General features: G+C 34.7%; 16 protein-coding genes and 1 pseudogene. 3 read left to right on the top strand and 14 right to left on the bottom strand.

Annotated elements, in window-relative coordinates:
* Positions 1 to 74: 74 nt before the first annotated feature.
* From PYV58_RS00470 to PYV58_RS00460, 3 genes are read right to left on the bottom strand one after another with little or no spacing between them, the layout of a single operon-like run.
* Positions 75 to 1,331, bottom strand: coding sequence for an HlyD family type I secretion periplasmic adaptor subunit (locus tag PYV58_RS00470; protein ID WP_096735387.1), 1,257 nt, complete (start codon positions 1,329 to 1,331; stop codon positions 75 to 77).
* On the bottom strand, positions 1,328 to 3,463 hold the full coding sequence (locus PYV58_RS00465; RefSeq protein WP_034614832.1) for a type I secretion system permease/ATPase: 2,136 nt from the start codon (positions 3,461 to 3,463) through the stop codon (positions 1,328 to 1,330). The genes PYV58_RS00470 and PYV58_RS00465 overlap by 4 nt, the downstream gene beginning before the upstream one ends.
* Entirely contained in the window at positions 3,460 to 5,025 is a 1,566-nt protein-coding gene (locus PYV58_RS00460; RefSeq protein WP_034614829.1) for a TolC family protein, read from the bottom strand. Before PYV58_RS00460 ends, PYV58_RS00465 begins: the two co-directional genes overlap by 4 nt.
* Positions 5,026 to 5,442: 417 nt before the next feature.
* On the opposite strand from PYV58_RS00460, the gene PYV58_RS00455 reads away from it, so the two are divergent.
* Both PYV58_RS00455 and PYV58_RS00450 read left to right on the top strand, forming a co-directional pair.
* Positions 5,443 to 6,813 carry a phosphomannomutase/phosphoglucomutase gene (locus PYV58_RS00455; RefSeq protein ID WP_034614842.1) on the top strand — a complete coding sequence of 457 codons (1,371 nt, stop codon included), beginning with the start codon at positions 5,443 to 5,445 and terminating at the stop codon, positions 6,811 to 6,813.
* 125 nt (positions 6,814 to 6,938) lie between these two features.
* Positions 6,939 to 7,376 (top strand): annotated as a pseudogene (locus PYV58_RS00450) (acyltransferase); the annotation flags it as partial.
* 42 nt (positions 7,377 to 7,418) lie between these two features.
* Here PYV58_RS00450 and PYV58_RS00445 read toward each other — a convergent pair.
* Positions 7,419 to 8,584, bottom strand: a protein-coding gene (locus tag PYV58_RS00445; RefSeq protein WP_085947552.1) for an IS3-like element ISAba21 family transposase whose coding sequence is annotated in 2 segments (ribosomal slippage) — positions 7,419 to 8,326 and positions 8,326 to 8,584 — 1,167 coding nt in all. Because the reading frame shifts where the segments join, the coding sequence is not laid out codon by codon here.
* A 16-nt stretch (positions 8,585 to 8,600) separates the two neighbouring features.
* Between PYV58_RS00445 and PYV58_RS00440 the strand changes: the two genes are divergently transcribed.
* Complete coding sequence (locus PYV58_RS00440) at positions 8,601 to 10,127, top strand: acyltransferase family protein (RefSeq protein WP_275059685.1); 1,527 nt, start codon at positions 8,601 to 8,603, stop codon at positions 10,125 to 10,127.
* Positions 10,128 to 10,168: 41 nt separating this feature from the next.
* Here the strand turns inward: PYV58_RS00440 and galE are convergent, their stop codons facing one another.
* The 10 genes from galE to PYV58_RS00390 form a co-directional block, all read right to left on the bottom strand.
* Complete coding sequence (galE, locus tag PYV58_RS00435; RefSeq protein WP_034614822.1) at positions 10,169 to 11,188, bottom strand: UDP-glucose 4-epimerase GalE; 1,020 nt, start codon at positions 11,186 to 11,188, stop codon at positions 10,169 to 10,171.
* Between the two features lie 17 nt (positions 11,189 to 11,205).
* Positions 11,206 to 12,867, bottom strand: a complete 1,662-nt coding sequence (gene pgi / locus PYV58_RS00430; protein WP_034614819.1) for a glucose-6-phosphate isomerase — start codon at positions 12,865 to 12,867, stop codon at positions 11,206 to 11,208.
* A complete protein-coding gene (locus PYV58_RS00425; protein WP_034614816.1) occupies positions 12,864 to 14,123 on the bottom strand; it encodes a nucleotide sugar dehydrogenase in 1,260 nt (419 codons plus the stop codon). The genes pgi and PYV58_RS00425 overlap by 4 nt, the downstream gene beginning before the upstream one ends.
* A 14-nt stretch (positions 14,124 to 14,137) precedes the next feature.
* A complete protein-coding gene (gene galU, locus PYV58_RS00420; protein WP_034614813.1) occupies positions 14,138 to 15,013 on the bottom strand; it encodes a UTP--glucose-1-phosphate uridylyltransferase GalU in 876 nt (291 codons plus the stop codon).
* 17 nt (positions 15,014 to 15,030) lie between these two features.
* Positions 15,031 to 15,651 carry a sugar transferase gene (locus PYV58_RS00415; protein ID WP_034614810.1) on the bottom strand — a complete coding sequence of 207 codons (621 nt, stop codon included), beginning with the start codon at positions 15,649 to 15,651 and terminating at the stop codon, positions 15,031 to 15,033.
* The gene (locus PYV58_RS00410) at positions 15,635 to 16,801 is read right to left on the bottom strand and encodes a glycosyltransferase family 4 protein (protein ID WP_034614807.1); all 1,167 of its coding nucleotides are present in this window, start codon (positions 16,799 to 16,801) and stop codon (positions 15,635 to 15,637) included. Before PYV58_RS00410 ends, PYV58_RS00415 begins: the two co-directional genes overlap by 17 nt.
* 8 nt (positions 16,802 to 16,809) lie before the next feature.
* A complete protein-coding gene (locus PYV58_RS00405) occupies positions 16,810 to 17,580 on the bottom strand; it encodes a glycosyltransferase family 2 protein (protein ID WP_034614804.1) in 771 nt (256 codons plus the stop codon).
* Positions 17,581 to 18,522 carry an EpsG family protein gene (locus tag PYV58_RS00400; RefSeq protein WP_051671032.1) on the bottom strand — a complete coding sequence of 314 codons (942 nt, stop codon included), beginning with the start codon at positions 18,520 to 18,522 and terminating at the stop codon, positions 17,581 to 17,583.
* A gap of 175 nt (positions 18,523 to 18,697) precedes the next feature.
* Complete coding sequence (locus PYV58_RS00395; RefSeq protein WP_034614798.1) at positions 18,698 to 19,912, bottom strand: glycosyltransferase; 1,215 nt, start codon at positions 19,910 to 19,912, stop codon at positions 18,698 to 18,700.
* Entirely contained in the window at positions 19,909 to 21,414 is a 1,506-nt protein-coding gene (locus PYV58_RS00390; protein ID WP_051671030.1) for an oligosaccharide flippase family protein, read from the bottom strand. The genes PYV58_RS00395 and PYV58_RS00390 overlap by 4 nt, the downstream gene beginning before the upstream one ends.
* Between the last annotated feature and the right edge of the window lie 28 nt (positions 21,415 to 21,442).

Raw genomic sequence — 21,442 nt, 5'->3', positions numbered from 1 at the left:
TGATCACAAAACTGTAAAAGCACAAAAAAACCAATCCGAAGATTGGTTTTTAAAATAATCACCATGTGATGCAATTATCGTTCTCTTAACGCCTCTTTGGCTTTATTAAACGGTTTCAACAAGTATTCAATAATTGTTTTTTGACCGGTACGAATATCTACTGTTGCCACCATACCTGGTGTTATTGAGAAAGATTTCCCTGCCTTATTGGTCAGCTTATCTTTATCGGTCCGAATATAGACTCGATAGTAGAACTGGTCTTGTTTAACTTCATCGCGGATGGTATCAGGAGAAATCACCGTCACTTTCCCTTCTAAGCCACCATAAATTGAATAATCATATGCTGTGATTTTTACCAATGCAGGTTGACCCGGATGAATAAACGCAATATCTCGCGGCGAAATACGCGCTTCAATCAATAACTGCTCATCAATCGGTACAATCGTCATCAATTTACCATTTTGTGGAATAACCCCACCAATGGTTGTCACCGCAATTTCTTTTACCACACCACGTACAGGTGCTTTAAAAGTAGAGCGTTTCACCGAATCATTACGACCAGCAACAACTTGCTGTAATGATTGGATATCGGCATTGGCTTTTGCCAATTCTTCACGTGACTTTACATAGTAGTCATTCCGCTTGTCGTTAATTTGATTTTCAAAATTATTGATATCTCGTTTTAAACGCAACACTTCAACCTCAGAAGCAGCACCTTTCGCCACCAAAGGTTGTGTCATTTGTAATTCATTTTGAACCAAAGACAATGCGTGTTTTAAACCAGTAATTGATTCATCCAAATTTGCGCGACGCGAAGTATATAGTGCACTTTCCTCTCTCACCAAAGCAGGCACGGCCAAAACCTCTTTTGGAAACTTGATTGCGGTACCATTCACCTCAGCCTCTAGACGTGCTGCTGTAGCCAATGTCGCAAGTAATTTCATTTGACTTTCACCGACTTGGGACTCAAATCGAGTAGGGTCAATTTGTGCAAGGGTCTGTCCTTTTTGGATAATATCGCCCTCTTTAACATCCAAGCTGGTCAACACACCACCATCTAAAGATTGAATCGTCTGTTCTTTGGATGACGGAACAACTTTACCTGTCCCTGTAGAAACTTCTTCCAATTTGAATAAACAAGCCCAAATCAAGAAAGCCAGCAGACCGATGGCAACAATCCAAATAATAAATGTGGATTTGGGTAACGGTGGTTCTGAGAACTTTAACGCAGAGGGATTGGTTGGCCGTTGTAAAATATTGGATGCATGGTCGACTTGAGCAGGTTCAGCCTCTTGAACTGTGATATTTGGGTCATTTTTTTCTTGACTCATGTGGAAGTCCCTCCTGCATTTGCCTGCTGTGCAGGATTTAGAATGGCATCACGTGGCCCATCTTTGATAATCTTACCTTCATGCACAACGATAATACGATCAACAAGTTGCAAAACAGCAGGACGATGCGTCGCCACCACTAAGGTCCGATGACCTAGCCATTCTTTTAAATGCTGTATCAATACTTTTTCAGAAACATCATCAATCGAAGCAGTCGGTTCATCCAACAACACAATATTTGGATTTCGGAGCAATAATCGTGTGAGTAACAATGCTTGTTTCTGACCACCAGAAAATCCTACACCCCCTTCAAGAATAAGATGATCTAGACCTTCCTTTTTTTGTTCCACAATTTCTAAAGCATTGGTGATTTGTAATACACGGATAATTTCATCATTGCTTGCCAATGGTGCACCCAAAGTTAAATTTTCACGGATGGTCCCAAAAAATAGATGCGCATTTTGATTCAGCAATGCCATATCACGACGAATATCATCGGGATCAAGCAAAGATTGATCGACACCATCCAAACTGATCTTGCCTTGTACCGGCAATTGCATTCCTGAAAGTAGCTGTAATAAGCTGGATTTTCCTGCGCCATTGCGTCCAAGAATTGCAACTTTTTCACCTGCATGGATTTTTAACTGCGGAATGACTAAAGTTGGCCGTGGATCATCTTCGGTATATTTAAATACCACACCTTTAAAATCATAATCACCGGAGAGGACTTTACGCTGAATCAATTGTGCTCGATCAGGACGGTCTACTGGCTTTTGCATCAGCTCATCTAAACCATTTTTAGCCACTTTGGCTTGCTGCCAACGACCAAGTACCCCAGTAACTTGTGAAATCGGTGCAAGCATACGTGAAGATAAAATCGAACACGCCACCAAAGCCCCCGTGGTCATATCCCCTTTCATCACCGCAAAACACCCCACTAAAACCACAATTGCATAAGTCAGTCCTTGAATTTTTTGTGTCCAAGCATTTAACCAACCCACAATTTTACGTTGCCGCATACTGACATCTGCAGACACTTCATTCATGTGATTCCATTGATTTTGAAATCTGGCTTCAGCACGTAATAACTTAATATCCTCAATACCTTGAACCGCTTCGACCAAAATCGCGTTGCGAATCGCAGACTCACGCATCCCTTCAGTGGCCAACTGAGCCAGCTTTTTCTGTACCAAAAATCCGGGAATAATCATCAATGGAACAACCAGTAACATCACCCAAAAGATGTTGCCCCCGATAATCCAGAAGATCACTAAAAACAGGAAGAAAAACGGTAAGTCTGCAATTGCACTAATCGTTGTTGAAGTCACCAATTCACGAACACCTTCAAGTTCACGAATCTGTGAGATAAACGAACCTGTTGAACGGGCGCGATCTTTATTACGGATACGCAGTGCATGACCAAAAACGCGGTCTGAAATCTTGAGATCTGCACGCTTACCAATAATGTCTGACAAATAAACCCGTGCGATGCGCAACACAAACTCAAAAACAGCTGCAATCAACACCCCACCCGCGAGTACCCACAAGGTTGGAATAGACTGAGAAGGCACAACTCGGTCATAGACTTGCATAGAGAAAATAATGGTCGCCAATGCCAGAATATTGGCAATCATTGAAGCAACCATGATGTCGGTATAACGTTTCCAATCTTTTAAAACGATGTCCCAGAACCAGCTTTTTTCATAAGGTTTGATATATTCATCAACACGAGCATCGGGAATCGATGTCTCTGGTCGAAAAATATAAACGCGACTGGCATTGGCTTGAAGTTCATGCAAATTAAAAGTTTGTGAAAGACCTTGATCACCACTTAACTGTAAGCTTGCATTGCCCTCATTGTCGACTTTCTCGATAACTGCAACTTGACCATTGTTAAATTCAACAACAACGGGCAATCGCCATGGATTCAGTACATCCGTGCTAAAGTCTGCTTTGCGAACATTCAAACCCACTTGACGGGTAATAATGGACAACATGTCGTCAATATTTGTGTATTTATTCCAATCCAGTTGCAGACGAATTTGTTCTTCAGCAGGTTGCATTCGATAATGCTGCGCAACCGTAATGATCGCTTGTAACCAGGGTTGATAATTTAATGTTTTTGTATTCATGGTTGAACTTCAAACCCCTGAATTTGAATGTTATTTAAATGATAAGCATTTCTACTTTTACCGGTTACCTTGATATACACCGCGATCGTGTCATAGATATCAAAACGTGCCGCTTCCCTTTCTATTCTTGAACTTTGATAGGACTGTTCTGAACTTAATAAATCTAAGATCGAACGCTTGCCTAATTTATATTGTTCTTCATACAGCTCACGAGTTTTTGCTGTTGAGCGCTCCCGATCCAATAGAACCCAAATTTGCTTATCCGTGTTTTCAATACTTTCTCGTGCAATTTGTGTTTGATCCATAATATCTAAGTAAGTTGCATTCAACTTTGCCCGTGCAGCCTGTTCAGCAAAATTTGCAGCCTTGACTTGAGATCCCAATGCACCGCCTTGATAAAAATTACTCGACATCTGCACGCCAACAGAACCATCGGTATCATTTTCTAAACCGGTATTTGGATTTTGACCATTCAATGCTTTACTGACTGATCCCACCAATGAAATTGTGGGATAAGCACTCAATTGGGTTTGTTTTTTCTGACTCTGTGCAACATCAATCTCTGCTTTTGCTGCGATCATCGTGGGGATGGTATTCATTTCAGGATCATCATAAAGACCTGATTGTTTTACAAACTCATCAGGAATATTAAAATCCATTTGACTCACATCAAAACCCAATAATGTGCGTAATTTTTGTTCTTGTTGTTTTAAAAAATTTTGCTGAGTAATTAAGTAGGAACGTGCATACTCAACATAGCTTTGTGCTTGCACAGGATCGGCATTGCTACTAATTCCTGCGTCTGCTCTTAAGCGTGCAATCTCATGTAAACGACTAACCCCATTAAATTGATCTTGCGCTATTTTGATAATATTGCGATAGCGCAATAAGGATAAAATATCTCGTGCGGTTTGGGTCGATATATCATCAATACTGATTAATACATTGGCTTGCTCAACTGCCAATTTATTTTGTTGCGTGGTGACACTGGATTTTACTTTACCAAAGTCATAAAGCAGTTGGTTGGCTTCAACTGAATACAATTGGCGACCTTTATCATTGGATGTAAAATCACCTGTATTCATACCCGCTTTTAACTGTGGGTAATATTGCGCTTTTGCCACATCAATATTGGCATTTTGTCCTGCCAGTGTTGAAATTGTTTGAGCAATATTGGGGTTTCTTTTTACTGCAATCTGAATCGCATCTTCAAGACTTAAGATTTTTGCTTGGTTTGAATACACATGGGTTGTTTGTGTTTGCGCTTGTTCTAAATATAAATTATTGAGCGAAGCCTTTTGTCCAGTATATGGCTTTACAACAGGGAGTTGATTCTGATTGCCTATATGTGCATCGGGTTGATATTTAAAATCGGTCAAATCCTTAAGCTGGACAGTTCTAAATGACTGATCATCCTTGGGTTTTATCAACCCTGTCACACCTTCTTTGATATTTTTTAAGTAGCTTGTTTCTTGTGTATAACCATTGTTCTGCAATAGAACCAATAAACTCACAGCACTCAAACTTTTTAACAATATAGTGGGCTTTTTTGCTATTAACATTCGCGAATGGCACCTAGAAAAGCTTTTAATTATCGGTATTGAATTATTTTGAATTATTTCCCTACCTCATTTCTATTCTACACATTATAAAACCTAATCAAATGCTTATTTTTACTTTTTAAAGTTAAATTTCTTTAATAAAATATTTTAAATTCAAATACTAACAGCGAAAAAATGTGAACATTATCACATGAATTATAAAATTCTACATAGATCATCGCAAAAGCTGTAAATCCACAATGTGCAAATTATCATGGATGAGCAAACACCTTATTAAAATTGAGGCTTGGTGTAATCGAAACGTATTCAATTTTATTCTTCAAACTAAATTTACATCTTCCAATATAATTTCTTATACACTTTAAGGTTAAAATGATGTTTCACTACCAGCCAACCTTAAACAATATAAAGATGAACATGAATAAACTGACTTGTTTCAAAGCCTATGATATTCGAGGCAAACTTGGCACAGAGCTAAATGAAGAAATCGCTTATAAAATAGGCCGTGCTTATGGTCAAATCTATCAACCCAAAACTGTTGTCATTGGTTGTGATGTCCGTTTAACCAGCGAAGACTTAAAACAAGCAACGATTCGTGGTTTAAATGATGCTGGAGTAGATGTTCTTGATCTTGGCATGACTGGAACAGAAGAAGTTTACTTTGGTGCTTTTCATCTCGATGTTCAGGGTGGTATTGAAATCACAGCAAGCCATAATCCGATGGATTACAATGGTATGAAATTGGTTCGTGAAAATGCTCGACCAATCAGTGCAGATACGGGACTAAAAGATATCCAATCGTTGGCTGAATCTGAACAGTTCATTGAAGTTGAGAAAAAGGGTACAACTCAAAAATATAATATCCTCCCTGAATTTATTGAACACCTACTCACCTATATTGATCCAAGCAAAATCCGCCCACTTAAACTGGTGATGAATGCGGGCAATGGTGCCGCGGGTCATGTTGTTGACGCAATCGAAGAAAAATTCAAAGCGCTCAATATCCCAGTAGAGTTTATTAAAATCCATAATCATCCACATGGTACTTTCCCAAATGGTATTCCTAATCCAATCTTGGTGGAAAATCGAGATAGCACCCGCAATGCAGTTTTAATACATCATGCGGATATGGGGATCGCATGGGATGGTGACTTTGACCGTTGTTTCTTATTCGACGAAAAAGGACAATTTATTGAAGGCTATTATATTGTTGGATTATTAGCCCAAGCCTTCTTATTAAAACAAGCGGGTGAAAAAATCGTACATGACCCTCGCCTAGTCTGGAATACACTGGATATCATTGAGCAATATCAAGGGATTGCTGTTCAATCTAAATCTGGACATGCTTTTATTAAAGATGTGATGCGTGAACACAATGCAGCTTATGGCGGAGAGATGAGTGCACATCACTATTTCCGTGATTTTGCTTACTGTGACAGCGGGATGATCCCTTGGTTATTGGCGATTTTAGTGGTATCAGAAACCCAACAATCGTTATCCAGTCTGGTCGAAGGGATGATTGAACGTTTCCCTTGCAGTGGTGAAATCAACTTTAAAGTTGAAGATACGCAAAAAACTATTAAAAAAATCTTCGATCATTTTGCTGATTTAAACCCTGCAATTGATCAAACAGACGGCGTTAGCCTTGATTTTGGTGCATGGCGTTTAAATGTCCGTGCATCCAATACCGAGCCATTATTACGCTTAAATATTGAAAGCCGTGCAGATAAAAATCCAAAACCAATGCAGAACTATGTAGATGAGTTAACTCAGTTGATTCAGGGTTAATATCGCTATAAGCCATACCCCGATTCTTTCAGAGTATGGCGGCATGATGTAAAATAAAAAGAGTGAGCCATAGAATTTATATTACTTCAACTATATACGACCCAGTTTCCTCATTTTAGTGAAAAATTATGAACAAATTTAGATACGATATTAATGGATTAAGAGCATACGCAGTTTTGTTTGTAGTTCTTTTCCATTTTGGGATATTCGGTTTTACAGGTGGATTTATTGGAGTCGATGTTTTTTTTGTTATATCTGGTTTTTTGATGACAAAAATCATCATGGACAGTCTACAAGAAAATAACTTCTCTATTCTTCAATTTTATACGAATCGAGCTGTTCGTATCATTCCTGCTTTAGCTGTATTGTGCATATTTCTACTGGTATTAGGATGGTTTGAACTCATTCCTTCAGATTATAGATCATTAAGTAAACATGTAATCGGTAGTCTTTTATTTGTTTCTAATATCATTTATTGGAAAGAGTCTGGTTATTTTGATGTTGATTCACATGAAAAAATTTTATTACATACATGGTCTCTATCTGTTGAATGGCAATTTTACTGATATGTGCTGAATTAGCAGGAGACTTTCACTTGGGATATGCTAGGCAGCTAACCGATAAAAGTTCTCTGCTATTTGATTTGGCGTTTTAAAATCCAAACTCTTTTGAATTCTTCGCTGATTATAAAATAACACAATGTATTTTGTAATATCTGCTTTAGCTTCATCTCTGGTTTTATAGTTGCAATGATGCACTAATTCATTCTTGAGTATGCCCCAGAAACTTTCAATCGGTGCATTATCGTAACAGTCCCCACGTTTGCTCATTGAACCTTGAAAATCACATTTTTCCAGTATCTTTCGATATTCATGGCTGCAATATTGGCTGCCTCTGTCCGAATGAATAATTAAGCCTTTCGTTGGTTTTTGATTACGAATCGCCATAGTCAGTGCATTGCAAACAAGTTGTGCGGTCATACGCTCATTTAAGCTATAGCCAACCACTTGTTTCGTGTACAGGTCTTTTACTGCTGCCAAGTATAACCAACCTTCAGCAGTCCAAATGTATGTAATATCGCTTGACCATGCAAGATTGGGCTTAGTCATTGAAAACTGTTGCTCTAGTAAATTTGCGTAGATCGCTCGATTATGATCACTCTTCGTAGTTCTTTTGAAACGCTTATGACGCTTACAATACAGCTGGTTGAGCTTTTTTATTTGACGTACAGCATACGTACTGATTTTGATACCTTGCGCTTGTAAATGCTTAGTTAATCGAATATAGCCATAGCTTTGTTTAGTTTCCTCATGAGCTATTTTGACCAAAATTGTCTGTTGATTTCGCTGAACCAATCTTTTATTCATGCCTCGTTTTAGCCAATCATAAAATCGTGACACTGAAACGTGAAGTAATCTAGCCATAAAGCTAATCGGGAATAAATATCTTTGCTGTTTCATATAGGCGTACCTTACTGACTTTCTTTCGCAAAGTACGCTGCTGCCTTTTTTAGAAATTCACGTTCCATTTCAGCTGTTTTGAGCTGTTGTTTGAGCTTTTTATTTTCTTCGAGTAAGGCATTTAGATCAGGTGAATATTGTTTAGTGCCTGCTAAGGTGCCAGTCTTTGCTTTATTATTCCAATTTGAAAGAGTTTGCATTGAAATGCCAAGTTGTCTGGCTGTTTCCGATACATTGCCTTGATTGGCTTCAATCAATTTTATTGCTTCAACTTTAAATTCTGCGGTGTAAGTCTTCTGTTTCTTGCTCATGGTAAACTCCTGATGAGTGTCTATAGTTTACCAAGTTAAAACCTCCTGTTTTCTCAGCACACATCATTACTTATTTTTGCCAATATATTTAATCATTGCATATAAATTATTAAAACATAAAACCATTTACTCTCTTATTCTTCTATTCATTTGCTCGCTAGCTTTAGCACATGTTATTTCAACATATCGACCATCTGCTTCTTTTTTCCTTTTACCAACTCGCGCTTGGGAAATGGTTTTAGGTGGTTTTTTATACTTTTTACCTAAACCTAATCTAAAAAATGCAACATCATATTTATTAGAAATCATAGGATTTTCTTTAATAATAGCATCCCTATACTTATTCAATGCGAAAACCCCATGGTCAAGTATCTATACTTTAGTACCAACGATTGGGACAGCTCTCATTCTTTATACACAAAACCAAAAATCTATTTTTACAAACAATAAAATTGCACAATTCTTAGGTAATGCCTCTTATTCAATTTACTTATGGCATTGGCCAATTGTTTTTTGGTTATTCCATAAAAACCAACAAAATAATATTATTTATCTATTAGTAGGTATTATTATTTCAATTGCTTTGGGTTATTTATCAGCAACATACGTTGAAAAATTTATTGGAAATCAATTAAAAGGAACATCTCTATTCAAGTCAAACTTAATTATTTCAATGTCTTGTATATCAATTATTGGTTTGGGTTTAATTATTTTTAAAACAAATGGAGGTAACTCAAGCATAAGAGGTGCAGCAAATACTCCTCAAGCTCTTTTGATTGAAAAATACATTAATGAACATAAAAATCTTGATGATGCTTATTGGTTACAGTGTGATGCTTATTCCAATTTAACAAAATATGGATTTAATGGTATTGATAAGTCCTGTATCAATCAACCACTATCAACCAAGTCAATCCTTTTATGGGGAGACTCTCACTCTCAAGCATTATCACTTGGACTTAGGACAACATTGAATGATTATAGTTTTTATCAGATTGGCTCCTCAGGTTGTAAAGCATCTTTAACTCCAACTGAAACACTTAAAGGAGCGCTTAAACAGGCGTGTGATAAAGTCAATATATTAGCTTTAGAGGAAATAAAGCGATTAAAGCCCTCATTTGTTATTATTGCTCAGGCTGATAGTCATGATCTATCTGATTGGAAATCGATTACAAAGAAGCTAGAATCCTTAGGCGTAAAAAAAATATTGATTGTTGGCGCTGTACCGCAATGGCGACCATCTTTACCTAAAGTTATTGTAAAAGATTCCCATTTTGATTCCATAGTGTCAAAAATTAATGATACTGGTCTGGATATGGATATTATAGAACATGATGCTAAAGCAAAAATTATAGTTAACAATTTGAATGATCATCAAATCAAATACATATCCCTTATCAACCAAATGTGTGACTTAAAGAGTTCGAAATATTATTGTGAAACTAAGATAGGTTCTGATCTACTTCAAGTTGATTATGGTCATTTGAGTAAAAAAGGATCAATTTATGTGGTAAATAACTACATAAAACCAAATATTGAATAATATAAATAGGCGCTTAATGCGCCTATTTTTTACTGTTAAATTTATACTTGATAGCCTGTTGGATTTTGTTTTTGCCAATTCCAACTGTCTGCCAACATATCTTCCAAAGTATATTTTGGCGTCCAACCTAATTCTATATTAGCTCGCAATGCATTAGCATAAAAACTCGGCAAATCACCAGCTCGTCGGCTTACAAATTCTGAATTTATACTGATATTATTTATTTTTTCAAAAGTACTCTTAATTTGTAGTACTGAAATAGGCAGACCAGTCCCAATATTCCAAGCACGACACCCTTGGCTTTTTATTCTATTTTCAACAGCTAAAACATGTGCTTTTGCTAAATCGACAACATGAATAAAATCTCTTTCACATGTTCCATCTTGAGTTGGGTAATCATTTCCAAAAATAGAAAGCTTTTCTCTACGACCTACAGCGACTTGAGTCAAATAAGGCATAAGATTATTTGGAATACCTAATGGATCTTCGCCAATACGACCGCTCTTATGCGCACCAACAGGATTAAAATAACGCAATAGTGCAATCGACCAGTGCTTATCCGCAATTGATAGTTTTTCCAATAATTGCTCAACGATTAGCTTTGTATGACCATAATTATTATTCGGTAGACCTAGTTGCATATCCTCCTGATAAGGGGAAGAATTGCTTTCTCCGTAAACTGTTGCAGATGAACTAAAAACTAAATTAAAAACACCCGCTCTTTGCATCGCTTGTGCCAACTGAACTGATCCTGCAATATTATGATCAAAGTAAGTCAGTGGAATTTGTTGGCTTTCCCCCACTGCTTTTAAACCTGCAAAATGAATCACAGCATCGATTTTATTGCTTGAAAAAACTTGATCTAAATCTTTTTGATAACGAATGTCACCTTGAACAAATTTTAGTGTTTTCCCAGTCAACTCTTGGACACGCTTTAATGATTCTTCAGAGCTATTTAATAGATTGTCTAGAACAATAACCTCATGCCCAGCTTCAAGTAACTCCACACAAGTATGTGATCCAATATAACCCGCGCCACCTGTTACTAAAATATTTGCCATAAATTTTTCCAGTATATCTACTCTTTACCCAGCAAGATCTTAATTAAACCTTGTGTTGAAGCATCCAGTTGAGACACGTCTTTTTCTTTACCATTGAGGATAGGAAGTAATTGATTGGCAATTTCTTTGCCTTTTTCAACGCCCCATTGATCAAATGGATTGATATTCCAAATGACAGATTGTACAAACACTTTATGTTCATACAATGCGATCAGCATACCTAAACTATAAGGGCTTAGTTCTTGTAACAACAATGTCGAACTTGGTTGGTTACCTTCATACTGTTTATATACGGGTAGGTCTGATAATTCATTGGCATTTAATGCTGTGTTACCAAAAGCCAATAATCGCGACTGGGCCAAGCAATTGGATAAAGCCAAATGATGTTGCTCAATTAAGGATTCTGCACTTTCGGCATAAGTAAATTGATTCGAATTATAACGCTGCACTGGCGCAATAAAATCACAACTGACTGCATGGGTTCCTTGATGCAAGAGCTGATAAAAAGCATGTTGCGCATTTGGCCCCACTTCACCCCAGACAATTGGACAGGTGTTTAAATCAACTTTTTGATTATTTCTTTGAATCGACTTTCCATTCGATTCCATCTCAAGTTGCTGTAAATAAGAGGCAAAATATTTTAAGCGACCATCATAAGGCAATACTGCATGGGTCTGAATATTTAAAAAATTATTATTCCAAACCCCAAGTAACCCCATCAATACGGGAATATTTTGCTCAAATGAGGCTTTTTGAAAATGCTGATCAATCGCATAAGCGCCTGCGAGCAATTGTTTAAACCCATCAACACCAATTTGCAATGCAATCGGTAAACCAATACATGACCACAACGAGTAACGACCACCAACCCAATCCCAAAGTAAGAACTGGTTTTCTGCTGCGATTCCCCATTCTGTCATTTTCTCAGGCTTGGTTGAAACCCCAATAAAATGATGTTGGATCACACTGTTTTGCGTACCCAAATCTTTTTCTAACCACTGCCGAACTGTTTGAGCATTGGATAGAGTATCAATAGTTCCAAAAGACTTGGACGAAATAATAAATAAGGTAGTTTCAGGGCGTAATTGATGTAGTAAATCAGAAAGCTGACTACCATCCATAGTTGAAACGAAATGTACTTTTAATGGTTTAGCGGTACTTACTTTATAGTCTGATAAAGCATGACTCACCATCAATGGTCCTAAATCAGAACCACCCACACCGATATTGACCACATCTTGAATCACTTCACCTGTCGAACCACGACATTGTCCTGCATGGACTTTATCGACAAGCTGATACATGCGATCTAATTGTTGATGTACCAATTCAGCCAGTTCAGGGTAATCTTGATCATGCTTCGGTAAACGCAATGCCCAATGCATTGCTGATCGGTCTTCCGTATAATTGATCGATTCTTCAGTAAATAAACGTTTGATCCATTGCGTTAATTGTTTTAAATCTGCAAATTTAAACAAGGCATCACATGCATTTTGGTCAATACGATGTTTACTATAATCAAAACTCAGTTGATTAAAATTTACTGAGAACTTATCAAACCGCTGCGGATCTTGCTCAAATAAATCGGTTAAACACAATTGCTGTTGTTCTTTAGCAAGATTTTGCAATCGTACTAAATGCTGCTCTCTTTGATCATTGTCTAATATAGAATTTGTCATACTCGCCCTACACCCTGATAAGCAAAACCTTGTGCTTTGACGAAATCTGGATCTAACATATTACGACCATCGAGAATCAAAGGATGGGCCATTTTCTGTAAAAGTTGTGAATAATCAGGACTCCAATATTGCTTCCAAGCTGTCAATAAACACAATGCATGTGCATTTTCTACCACTTGGTATTGATCATGACATAAAATCAAATCAGCGCGTTCACCATAGAAATTTGCTACCCGCTCTAAGGCTTGTGGATCGTGTAACTGTACAATCGCGCCTTGTGCCCAAAGCGCTGCAAGCATGGCATGAATTGGTGAGTTCTCAATACTTGAGGTATTTTCTTTAAAAGAAGCACCCCAAATCGCCACAACTTTACCTGTTAACTGCCCTTGATAGTAATTCCAGAGTTTTCTAAATAAAATTTCTTTTTGTTGTTCATTGATATTCCAAACCTGATCCAGTAATTGGCTTTTGATCCCTGAACCCGCCACTGTACCAGTTAAGGTTAAAATATCGTGGGAGAAATTTTCTCCACCAAAACCCACACCTGCAGATAAATATGATGCGCCAATTCGACTATCAGATGCCAATCCCTGTTTAACATTATGAATATCAATATTTAATTTTTCAGCGACTTGCGCCATATCATTCATATAACTGATGCGTGTAGCCAACATGCCTGAAATACTCAGCTTGGTAAATTCAGCATCTAAAAATGGCATAAACAAATATTGATGTTTTAACTGAAAAAAGGGTCTTAATAATTCTTTGATAATCTGCTGTGTCGCAGGTTGATCTACACCCACAATTACTTGCTTTAGATCGATAAAACTTTGAATCGCATTACCTTCTTGAATGGTGTCTGGCAAATACGCCCAATGATCAGCCACTAAAATTTGTTTTAGTTCTTCAGTACCTTGTAAACCGAATGTAGAACCATTGATCATCAGTCTTGGATGAATGATAGGAAAACGTTTTAATTCTTCAGCCAAGTGTTTGGCTTGGTCAAATTCAGAAGGATTAAAACTAAATAAAAAAACTTCACTTTGTAATTGAAGTTGTTTTAACCCGACCAATTGAATGGAATTATTCTTAATCTGTTTTTGAATGAGTTGATTTAAATCTTCATCTTGGTAGTGTACTGAGGATTGATGATCAGCGCCTACTCGGGGACACCAATACACGCGGTGCCCATATTCAGCAAACAAGCCAGCGAGTACGCCAGCTTGGAGTGTTGTGCCAAATACACAAATATTCATATCAGATCCAATTATTATAAATTCAATTCTTTGATGAGCTGTTTGAATTCTTCACCCAACTTAGGATGCTCCACAGCATAGTGTAATACTGCTTTTAAATAACCAATTTTGCTCCCACAGTCGAAAGTCTGACCTTTCATACGATACGCTTCGACATTTTCTAATTTTTGTAATGCAGCAATGGCATCAGTTAATTGGATTTCATTGCCCGCACCTTTGGGCGTTTGTTCTAATAACTGCATAATCTTAGCAGGCAGTACATAACGCCCCACCACAGATAAATTTGAAGGTGCACTACCAACTGCAGGCTTTTCGACAATCCCTTTCATCACGATACTTTCACCCTCAACAGGTAAAGATGCTACATCGACAATACCATATTGATCCACAAGATGATCTGGAACAGCCTCTACCATAATTTGCGATGCTTTAGATGTATTAAAACGATGAATCATTCGCGCTAAATCATTTTCTGTACTATCTTCTTTGACCAACACATCTGGCAATAACACAGCAAAGTCATCATTTCCAATCACAGATTTTGCACATAAAACAGCATGCCCTAAACCTAATGGTTGAGGTTGACGTACACTGACCACACTGACATGTTTAGGTAAAATTTCAGTAATTTCTTTAAGTAGATCAATTTTTTTCTTATTTTCTAAGGTCGTTTCCAGTTCAAAATTACGATCAAAATAATTTTCTATTGATGCTTTAGAAGAATGCGTCACTAAAATGATTTGTTCAATGCCAGCAGCCACAGCTTCTTTAACAACATACTCAATTGCAGGACGGTCAACCACTGTGACCATTTCTTTAGGAATTGATTTACTTGCAGGTAGAAAACGAGTACCTAACCCAGCAACTGGAAGAATGGCTTTTTTGATCATGATTTACTTTAACACTATTAATGATTGGTCGATTTGGTATCAGTTGTATCTGAACCTGAAAAACGGCTTGCTCCAACAGCTTGATCTGGTGAATCTATGCCTTCTTTTTTAAACATAACTTCAACTGTTTTAAACATAATTTTAAAGTCGAGAAGCGTTGATTGTCTTTCAACGTACTGTACATCTAAATCAAATTTTTCCTCCCAAGAAAGATTATTACGTCCGCTCACTTGAGCAAGACCAGTCATCCCTGGTTTAACATTATGGCGGCGCAATTGATGAGGAGTATAGTGTTCCACAAATTCAGAAAGTTGTGGTCGTGGTCCAACAATACTCATATCGCCTTTAAGGACATTAATTAACTGTGGCATTTCATCTAAACTTGTTGAACGTAGCTTTTTTCCAAAAGGCGTAATACGCTGATCATCAGGTAAGGGTTGACCATCTTTATCAAAAGCATTTTTCATAGAACGAAACTTCATCATTCTAAAGTGTTTACAATCTTTTCCAGGGCGCTCTTGATAGAAAAAAACAGGAGAGCCTAAGTTCTTACGTACTTTATATGCCACAATTAGAAAAATTGGCGACAGTAATAAAAGTGCTATTGACGCAATAATGATATCAACAAGTCTTTTCATTTAGATCTTTTAAACCCATGATCTCTATAAGTTTGGAATTCACTTTTTCAGCATCAAATTTTTCTTGAGCTATTTGATAGCTCTTCAACCCCATTATATTCACTTGCTCAGGGTTCTCTATAAAGTAACACATTTTTTCTGCCAAAGCTTCTGGATTCCACTTAGGGACAAGAAAACCATTTATACCATCTACAACAGTTTCACGACAACCAGGAACATCTGTCGTAATCACAGGCCGTCCTATCGCCATAGCTTCTTGTGTACTCCTTGGTACGCCTTCACGATAATAAGAAGGTAAAACAAAAACTGCACTATCTTGTATACGTTTAGCAACATCTGTTACAAAACCAGAATATTCTACTGCCCCTGAAAATATCACATCATCTAACTCTTGTTTAGTTAAACCATATGGATTTTCAGTATCTAAGCCACCAATAATTTTAAATATTATATTAGGATATTTTTTTTTAACTAATTTTGCAGCATCTATATATTCAAATATACCTTTTTCTGCTAATAATCTAGCAACAAATATAAATGAAACTTGCTGACTATCATCCCACTTAGTATATGGAAATTCTTTTAGACTCAAACCAATTGGTCCTAGAATTTCTATAGCATTTTTTTTATATTTAATACCATTTTCTTGGATTAAGTCTATAGGATCATCGGGATTTAGAAAAATAATTTTATCTAAAAATGGAAAAACAATTTTATATAGCCTTATTTGTATAAAACGAATTAATTTGACTTTTAAACTTTGTCCATTTTTATGTACAGTAAAAGGGGTTCCTAAGCCTTCAATCATTCCTATAATTTTTGGAGTTTTACTTAATCTTGCAGCTAAAGATCCGTAAACTACTGGCTTAGTAAAATACGAAAAAACAATATCAGGTTTAATTTCTGTAATTTTTTGTTTTAATTCGCGTAAAGATTGTAAGTCAGCAAAAGGATTTAAACCTCCTCTTTTCATCATATAGATAACTGGTGTTACACCTAGCTCTTTGATTTTCATTAAATCATGACTTTTATATTCACAAACAAAAGCATAAACATCATTCCCATTAGCTACTAACATTTTAATTAAATCAATACGAAAACCTAAAACACTTGTAGCCGTATTACCAATAATACATATTCTAGATGACATAGTAAATCTCAACTTATCTTCAATTTAATTAATCGCAATGGATATTTAATATATTCTAATAAAATAAATACAAAATATGTCGAAAAACTTATATAATTTTCTTTGTATAAGTTCCCACATACATGAAGAAAACCTGAATGCATTGCTTTCATATTCGATGAAAGACCAGAATCTCCATATTGATTTTTAAAACCATATGCTAAAACGCTGTCAATCATATAAAAATAGTCATTATTATTCGTTTTAACCCAGCACAAAAAATCTTCACAATATTTAATATCTTCATCAAATGCACATAATTCACTTTTCTTAACCATAACAGCAGGAGTACAAATTATTTGTTTTTTTGCTAAATTTAGTAAACTAATTTTCTTCAATGAATTATTAGATACATGGATATTATTATAAAATGCAGAGTATAAATGAAAACTAAAATTTAAATTATTTTTTTCCATAATTTCATATTGTATCTTTAACTTATCAACATTCCATGCATCATCACTATCAAGAAAGGCTATATACTTAGATTTTGCGTGAGTTATGCCGATATTTCGAGCAACTGAAGGACCAGAATTTTTTTCTAAATATAGAATAAGTAGTTTAACATCTAAAATTTTATGGTTCTTTTCAATATCCTGCAAAAAACTCTTATCCGAACTACAATCATCTATAATAATTATCTCACTAGGTAAAATGCTTTGAGCTAAAATTGAATTATAAGCTCTACATATTTCATGACCATTATTATAGTGAGGTATTACAACTGATATATCATTCATTTAGTTTTCCCAATAAAATGCATATGGTAAAAATGGAGAGAGTCCCTCCCCAAAGTCTGAATAAAAATTATTCAACCTTAAACAAAAACCTAAAAGACCAACAACAAACAATAAACTTAAGTATATTTTATAATTAGGAACTTGATCATCATCCTGAGTAAGAATAACTAAAATATAAAACAACTCTAAAAACTGAAAGCGAATTCCAGCATAACTAAATTGAGTAACAATATAAAAAGCTAATTGAATTAAAAATAAATATAAATTTCTTTTTAAATTAATCTTAAAGAAAATAGAGTTAAAAAATAAAATTAAAGTAACAAGTACTAACGGTTGAGCACCAGAAAAAACTGATGGTGATGATAGCTCAGAATAATCAGTTAACTTATAGATAAAGTAATCATTTAAAAAGGTAAATCCTGTTAAAAAAACAACCAAAATAAGAAAAAAAGTTCTAAAGTTTAAATTTTGCATAAATTTTATAATCAAAAAAATTATCGAACTTTTATGATTTAAAAAGGAAAAAATAAATAAAAATTTATTTTTCGTAAGTTTATATAAAAAACTATTATGTTCAACAATTATATAACAAGCTAATGCAAATGCCATTCCATAACGAAGACCATTCATGGTCATGTCATAAAAAAATATTGGAAAAATTAAAAAAGAAAAAATTAAAAACCGGTGCTTACTCTTTGAAAAAAATGAATAAAGCAATAATATAATAAGAAAAGAGAAAAAATTTAAAACTAATTGTGCATTTAAATCTAAATGATATTTGATCTTAGCAAAAAGCATAAAAAAAGGTTCAATATCTCTAATATTTTCATTAATATCATAAATATTCTGATCTAATATACTTATATATGTTGCAGTATCTGTACCAGTTAACCCTCTAAGTACTACAACCAAGGTAGCAGGAATAAGTGATATTAAAAACAAAAACTTATATCCGCTACCTTTAATTTTTAAAGATAAAATAGATAACAGAATTATTAAACTATAAGGTAGAATATAGAAGATCAACTTTTATCTCACCAATTAAAAACATCAGATCAAATTAATATAAGGTATATATAACTATACCTTCATCCACACCAAAAAAATAAATACCACTTTACAAACACTCATCCAATTTATCAATAATATTTATTTTAGTTCCCTTTAAATAAACATTCAACTCTTTAGTTGCATCGACAATATCTTTTATATTATTAATAATAATATACTTTTCAAAGCCTAATACCCTTTTAATTCTCCCAATTATTCTTATAATTTTTTTCTTATAAGGGCCTTTAAACATAGCTTGTTTAACTTTCTGGTTTAAAGCTTGCTTACTTAAGCTTGGTTCAGAAACGTGTAGAAAATCATATACTCTTGATTTTAAAGTGGAATCTGCATCTAAAATATTTGCACATAACATATATTTATCAAAGTTATTTAATAATTTTTCTTGCTTAAACTCTCTTATTGCAGCAAATGCAGAATCAGCCCAAATAGTTTGCACACAATAAATTTTAGGCACACTCTCCTCCCATACATAAGGGATTTTTCTGCCTTTTAAATGAGGAATATTTTCTATATCTTTAGAATTAGATTTCTGCTCCCCTTCTTGCACAGAGCTACTTACTGAGCATACTCCAGGAATTGTTAAGGGATAATCAATAACAACAAAATTTTTAATAGTAAATGCTAAAGAAATAGCTGCATAAATATCTGGGCTTAATCCCTTTAAATAAGCACTTGTATTTTCTTTTATATTTTCAAAAATATCTCTCTTGACTATTCCATGGTAAAGCTTAGGGAAGTCATACTCCATATAATTGGTACATCCATTTCTTACCAATTGTTCTAAAGATTTTTTTGCATCTACGCGTTTGGCATTACCATTAAAATCACCGAGAATTAGAGAACTTCCAGTTATTTTAAGATGTAAAAACTGTCTTTCACCAGTATTTTCCCAACGATAATTAGCTTTTAAATTACCAACTAAGCAGTCTATATTATTTAATTTAGCCCATGCGGTCGCTTCAATAATCTCAGGATTAATGCCATCATCATCACCAATTAAACAAATATACTCTCCTGTAGCTAATTCAATTACAGCATTAAAATTATCAATTGATGAAAACGGCGGTGGCGTATACCGATAAACTAATCGACTATCACTTATTAAAGGCTTTAACATTTCACTCAATGTAATGTCATCACTATTGTCTTGTACTACAACTTGAATATTAGTGTTTGGAAGTTTTAATATACTTTTAACCGCACTCAAGCAATACTTTTGTCTATTCTTTGTTGCAATAAGAATACTTATCAATGGTTTCACTTACTGTTTCCTTTAACTTTTTTCAATATCGATACAAGTTTTAAAAATAGACTATTTGGATATTTTTTGCTATTTATGTATAAATTCAAAATAATGCTTATTAAGCCAATAATTATTGATTTAAAAATAAATAAATAATCATTACTTAAAGCTTTAAAAGAAAACTCAACAACAAAAATCACCAATAATGTTACAACTACAGGAATACTAACATCCCATATCAGCCAATTATACACTTGTTTAGGTAAAAATTTATTGACAATAAATATTCCTACTACAAAAAAAGTAGTTACATTTATAAAGATCCATGGAAATGTTACACCAATCATTCCATAATTCTGAATTGAAAAAACCATTAGAGGAACAGTTATAATTATTCCAACGATTCCTGAGTATAAGTTTATTCGCGTAAATCCATTTGCGAGTGCCAAATAAAATGGAGTAAGTTGTAAGCATAGAAACAACCCTCCAATAAGTAGCATTTTAACAACGTAATTTATTGCCAACGCTATTTCCGGTCGACCAGTCCATAATGTAATTATTGAAACTGAATATAAAGCAATACAAAATACTAATGGTGCTGCAATACTTGATGTTAAAAAAGAATATTTATGAAAGTTTCTCGATACCTCCCCATTATTTCGCTGAGAGACAAATTGTGACAATAAAGGGAAAATCGCTATTATAATTGGCATAACTACCATACTCGGTAATTGCGCTAATGTACTAGCTATTGAATAATATCCAAAATCCTCCATTGAGAAATATTTACTAGTAACCAGCTTATCAATTTGAATGTTAATTGCTGAAATAAATGCAATTGCCATCATTCCCAGAGCATATTTTCCAGTAGATTTAATCAAATCCAATGAAAAAACCAACTCTTTACTTGAAAGTAGTTGATATAGTGCTTTTCTAAAAATATATAAAAGAACTAAATTACATATTATTTGCCACCAAAAATACACATCTAATTTTGGATAATAATAAATTGGTATTAAAACAACCCCTGATCTAAATAAACTCCAAATAATTCTAATTTTATTAGTTAAAACTTGTTGTTGGAGCCCATTCAATCCACCCTCGTATAGGGTTGAAAATAACTGTATCGCAATCCCCACCCCTATTAATTTTATAAAATATGCAACTGAATTCGGCGTATATGTTGTTGACAACAAAAAATTGTTTGCTATAAAATTTGATGAAATTATTATAATAGAAACAACTAACAGGCATATAAAAATATAAATTCGTTCAAATGTGTATACAAGATTGGATTTATCTTGCATACTTATATCTCTAGCTAACTCTCTTGTTAATGTAGCAGTTAATCCAGCATCAGCAAATACAAGTAATCCTAATATCACAGTGTAAAAATTTATAATGGCATAAGATTCAACACCAAGTATATCAATATAAAACCGAACAAAAATAAATATAGAGACAAAACCCCACAATTTACCTAGATAGTTTGCAATGATATTTTTAGTTACTTTATTCACTTCATAAAAACCTTTTAATTAACCTTTA

The sequence above is a fragment of the Acinetobacter sp. TAC-1 genome, from assembly GCF_029025845.1.
Classification (GTDB): domain Bacteria; phylum Pseudomonadota; class Gammaproteobacteria; order Pseudomonadales; family Moraxellaceae; genus Acinetobacter; species Acinetobacter guillouiae.
Note: the sequence above shows the minus strand (reverse complement) of the source record. Positions and strands in the feature narration are given on the sequence as shown.

Coding starts and splice junctions, on each gene's coding strand:
- galE (WP_034614822.1), bottom strand. CDS start 11,188: ATGGCAAATATTTTAGTAACAGGTGGCGCGGGTTATATTGGATCACAT.
- PYV58_RS00415 (WP_034614810.1), bottom strand. CDS start 15,651: ATGAAAAGACTTGTTGATATCATTATTGCGTCAATAGCACTTTTATTA.
- PYV58_RS00470 (WP_096735387.1), bottom strand. CDS start 1,331: ATGAGTCAAGAAAAAAATGACCCAAATATCACAGTTCAAGAGGCTGAA.
- PYV58_RS00460 (WP_034614829.1), bottom strand. CDS start 5,025: ATGTTAATAGCAAAAAAGCCCACTATATTGTTAAAAAGTTTGAGTGCT.
- PYV58_RS00425 (WP_034614816.1), bottom strand. CDS start 14,123: ATGAATATTTGTGTATTTGGCACAACACTCCAAGCTGGCGTACTCGCT.
- PYV58_RS00465 (WP_034614832.1), bottom strand. CDS start 3,463: ATGAATACAAAAACATTAAATTATCAACCCTGGTTACAAGCGATCATT.
- PYV58_RS00405 (WP_034614804.1), bottom strand. CDS start 17,580: ATGAATGATATATCAGTTGTAATACCTCACTATAATAATGGTCATGAA.
- galU (WP_034614813.1), bottom strand. CDS start 15,013: ATGATCAAAAAAGCCATTCTTCCAGTTGCTGGGTTAGGTACTCGTTTT.
- PYV58_RS00410 (WP_034614807.1), bottom strand. CDS start 16,801: ATGTCATCTAGAATATGTATTATTGGTAATACGGCTACAAGTGTTTTA.
- pgi (WP_034614819.1), bottom strand. CDS start 12,867: ATGACAAATTCTATATTAGACAATGATCAAAGAGAGCAGCATTTAGTA.
- PYV58_RS00455 (WP_034614842.1), top strand. CDS start 5,443: ATGAATAAACTGACTTGTTTCAAAGCCTATGATATTCGAGGCAAACTT.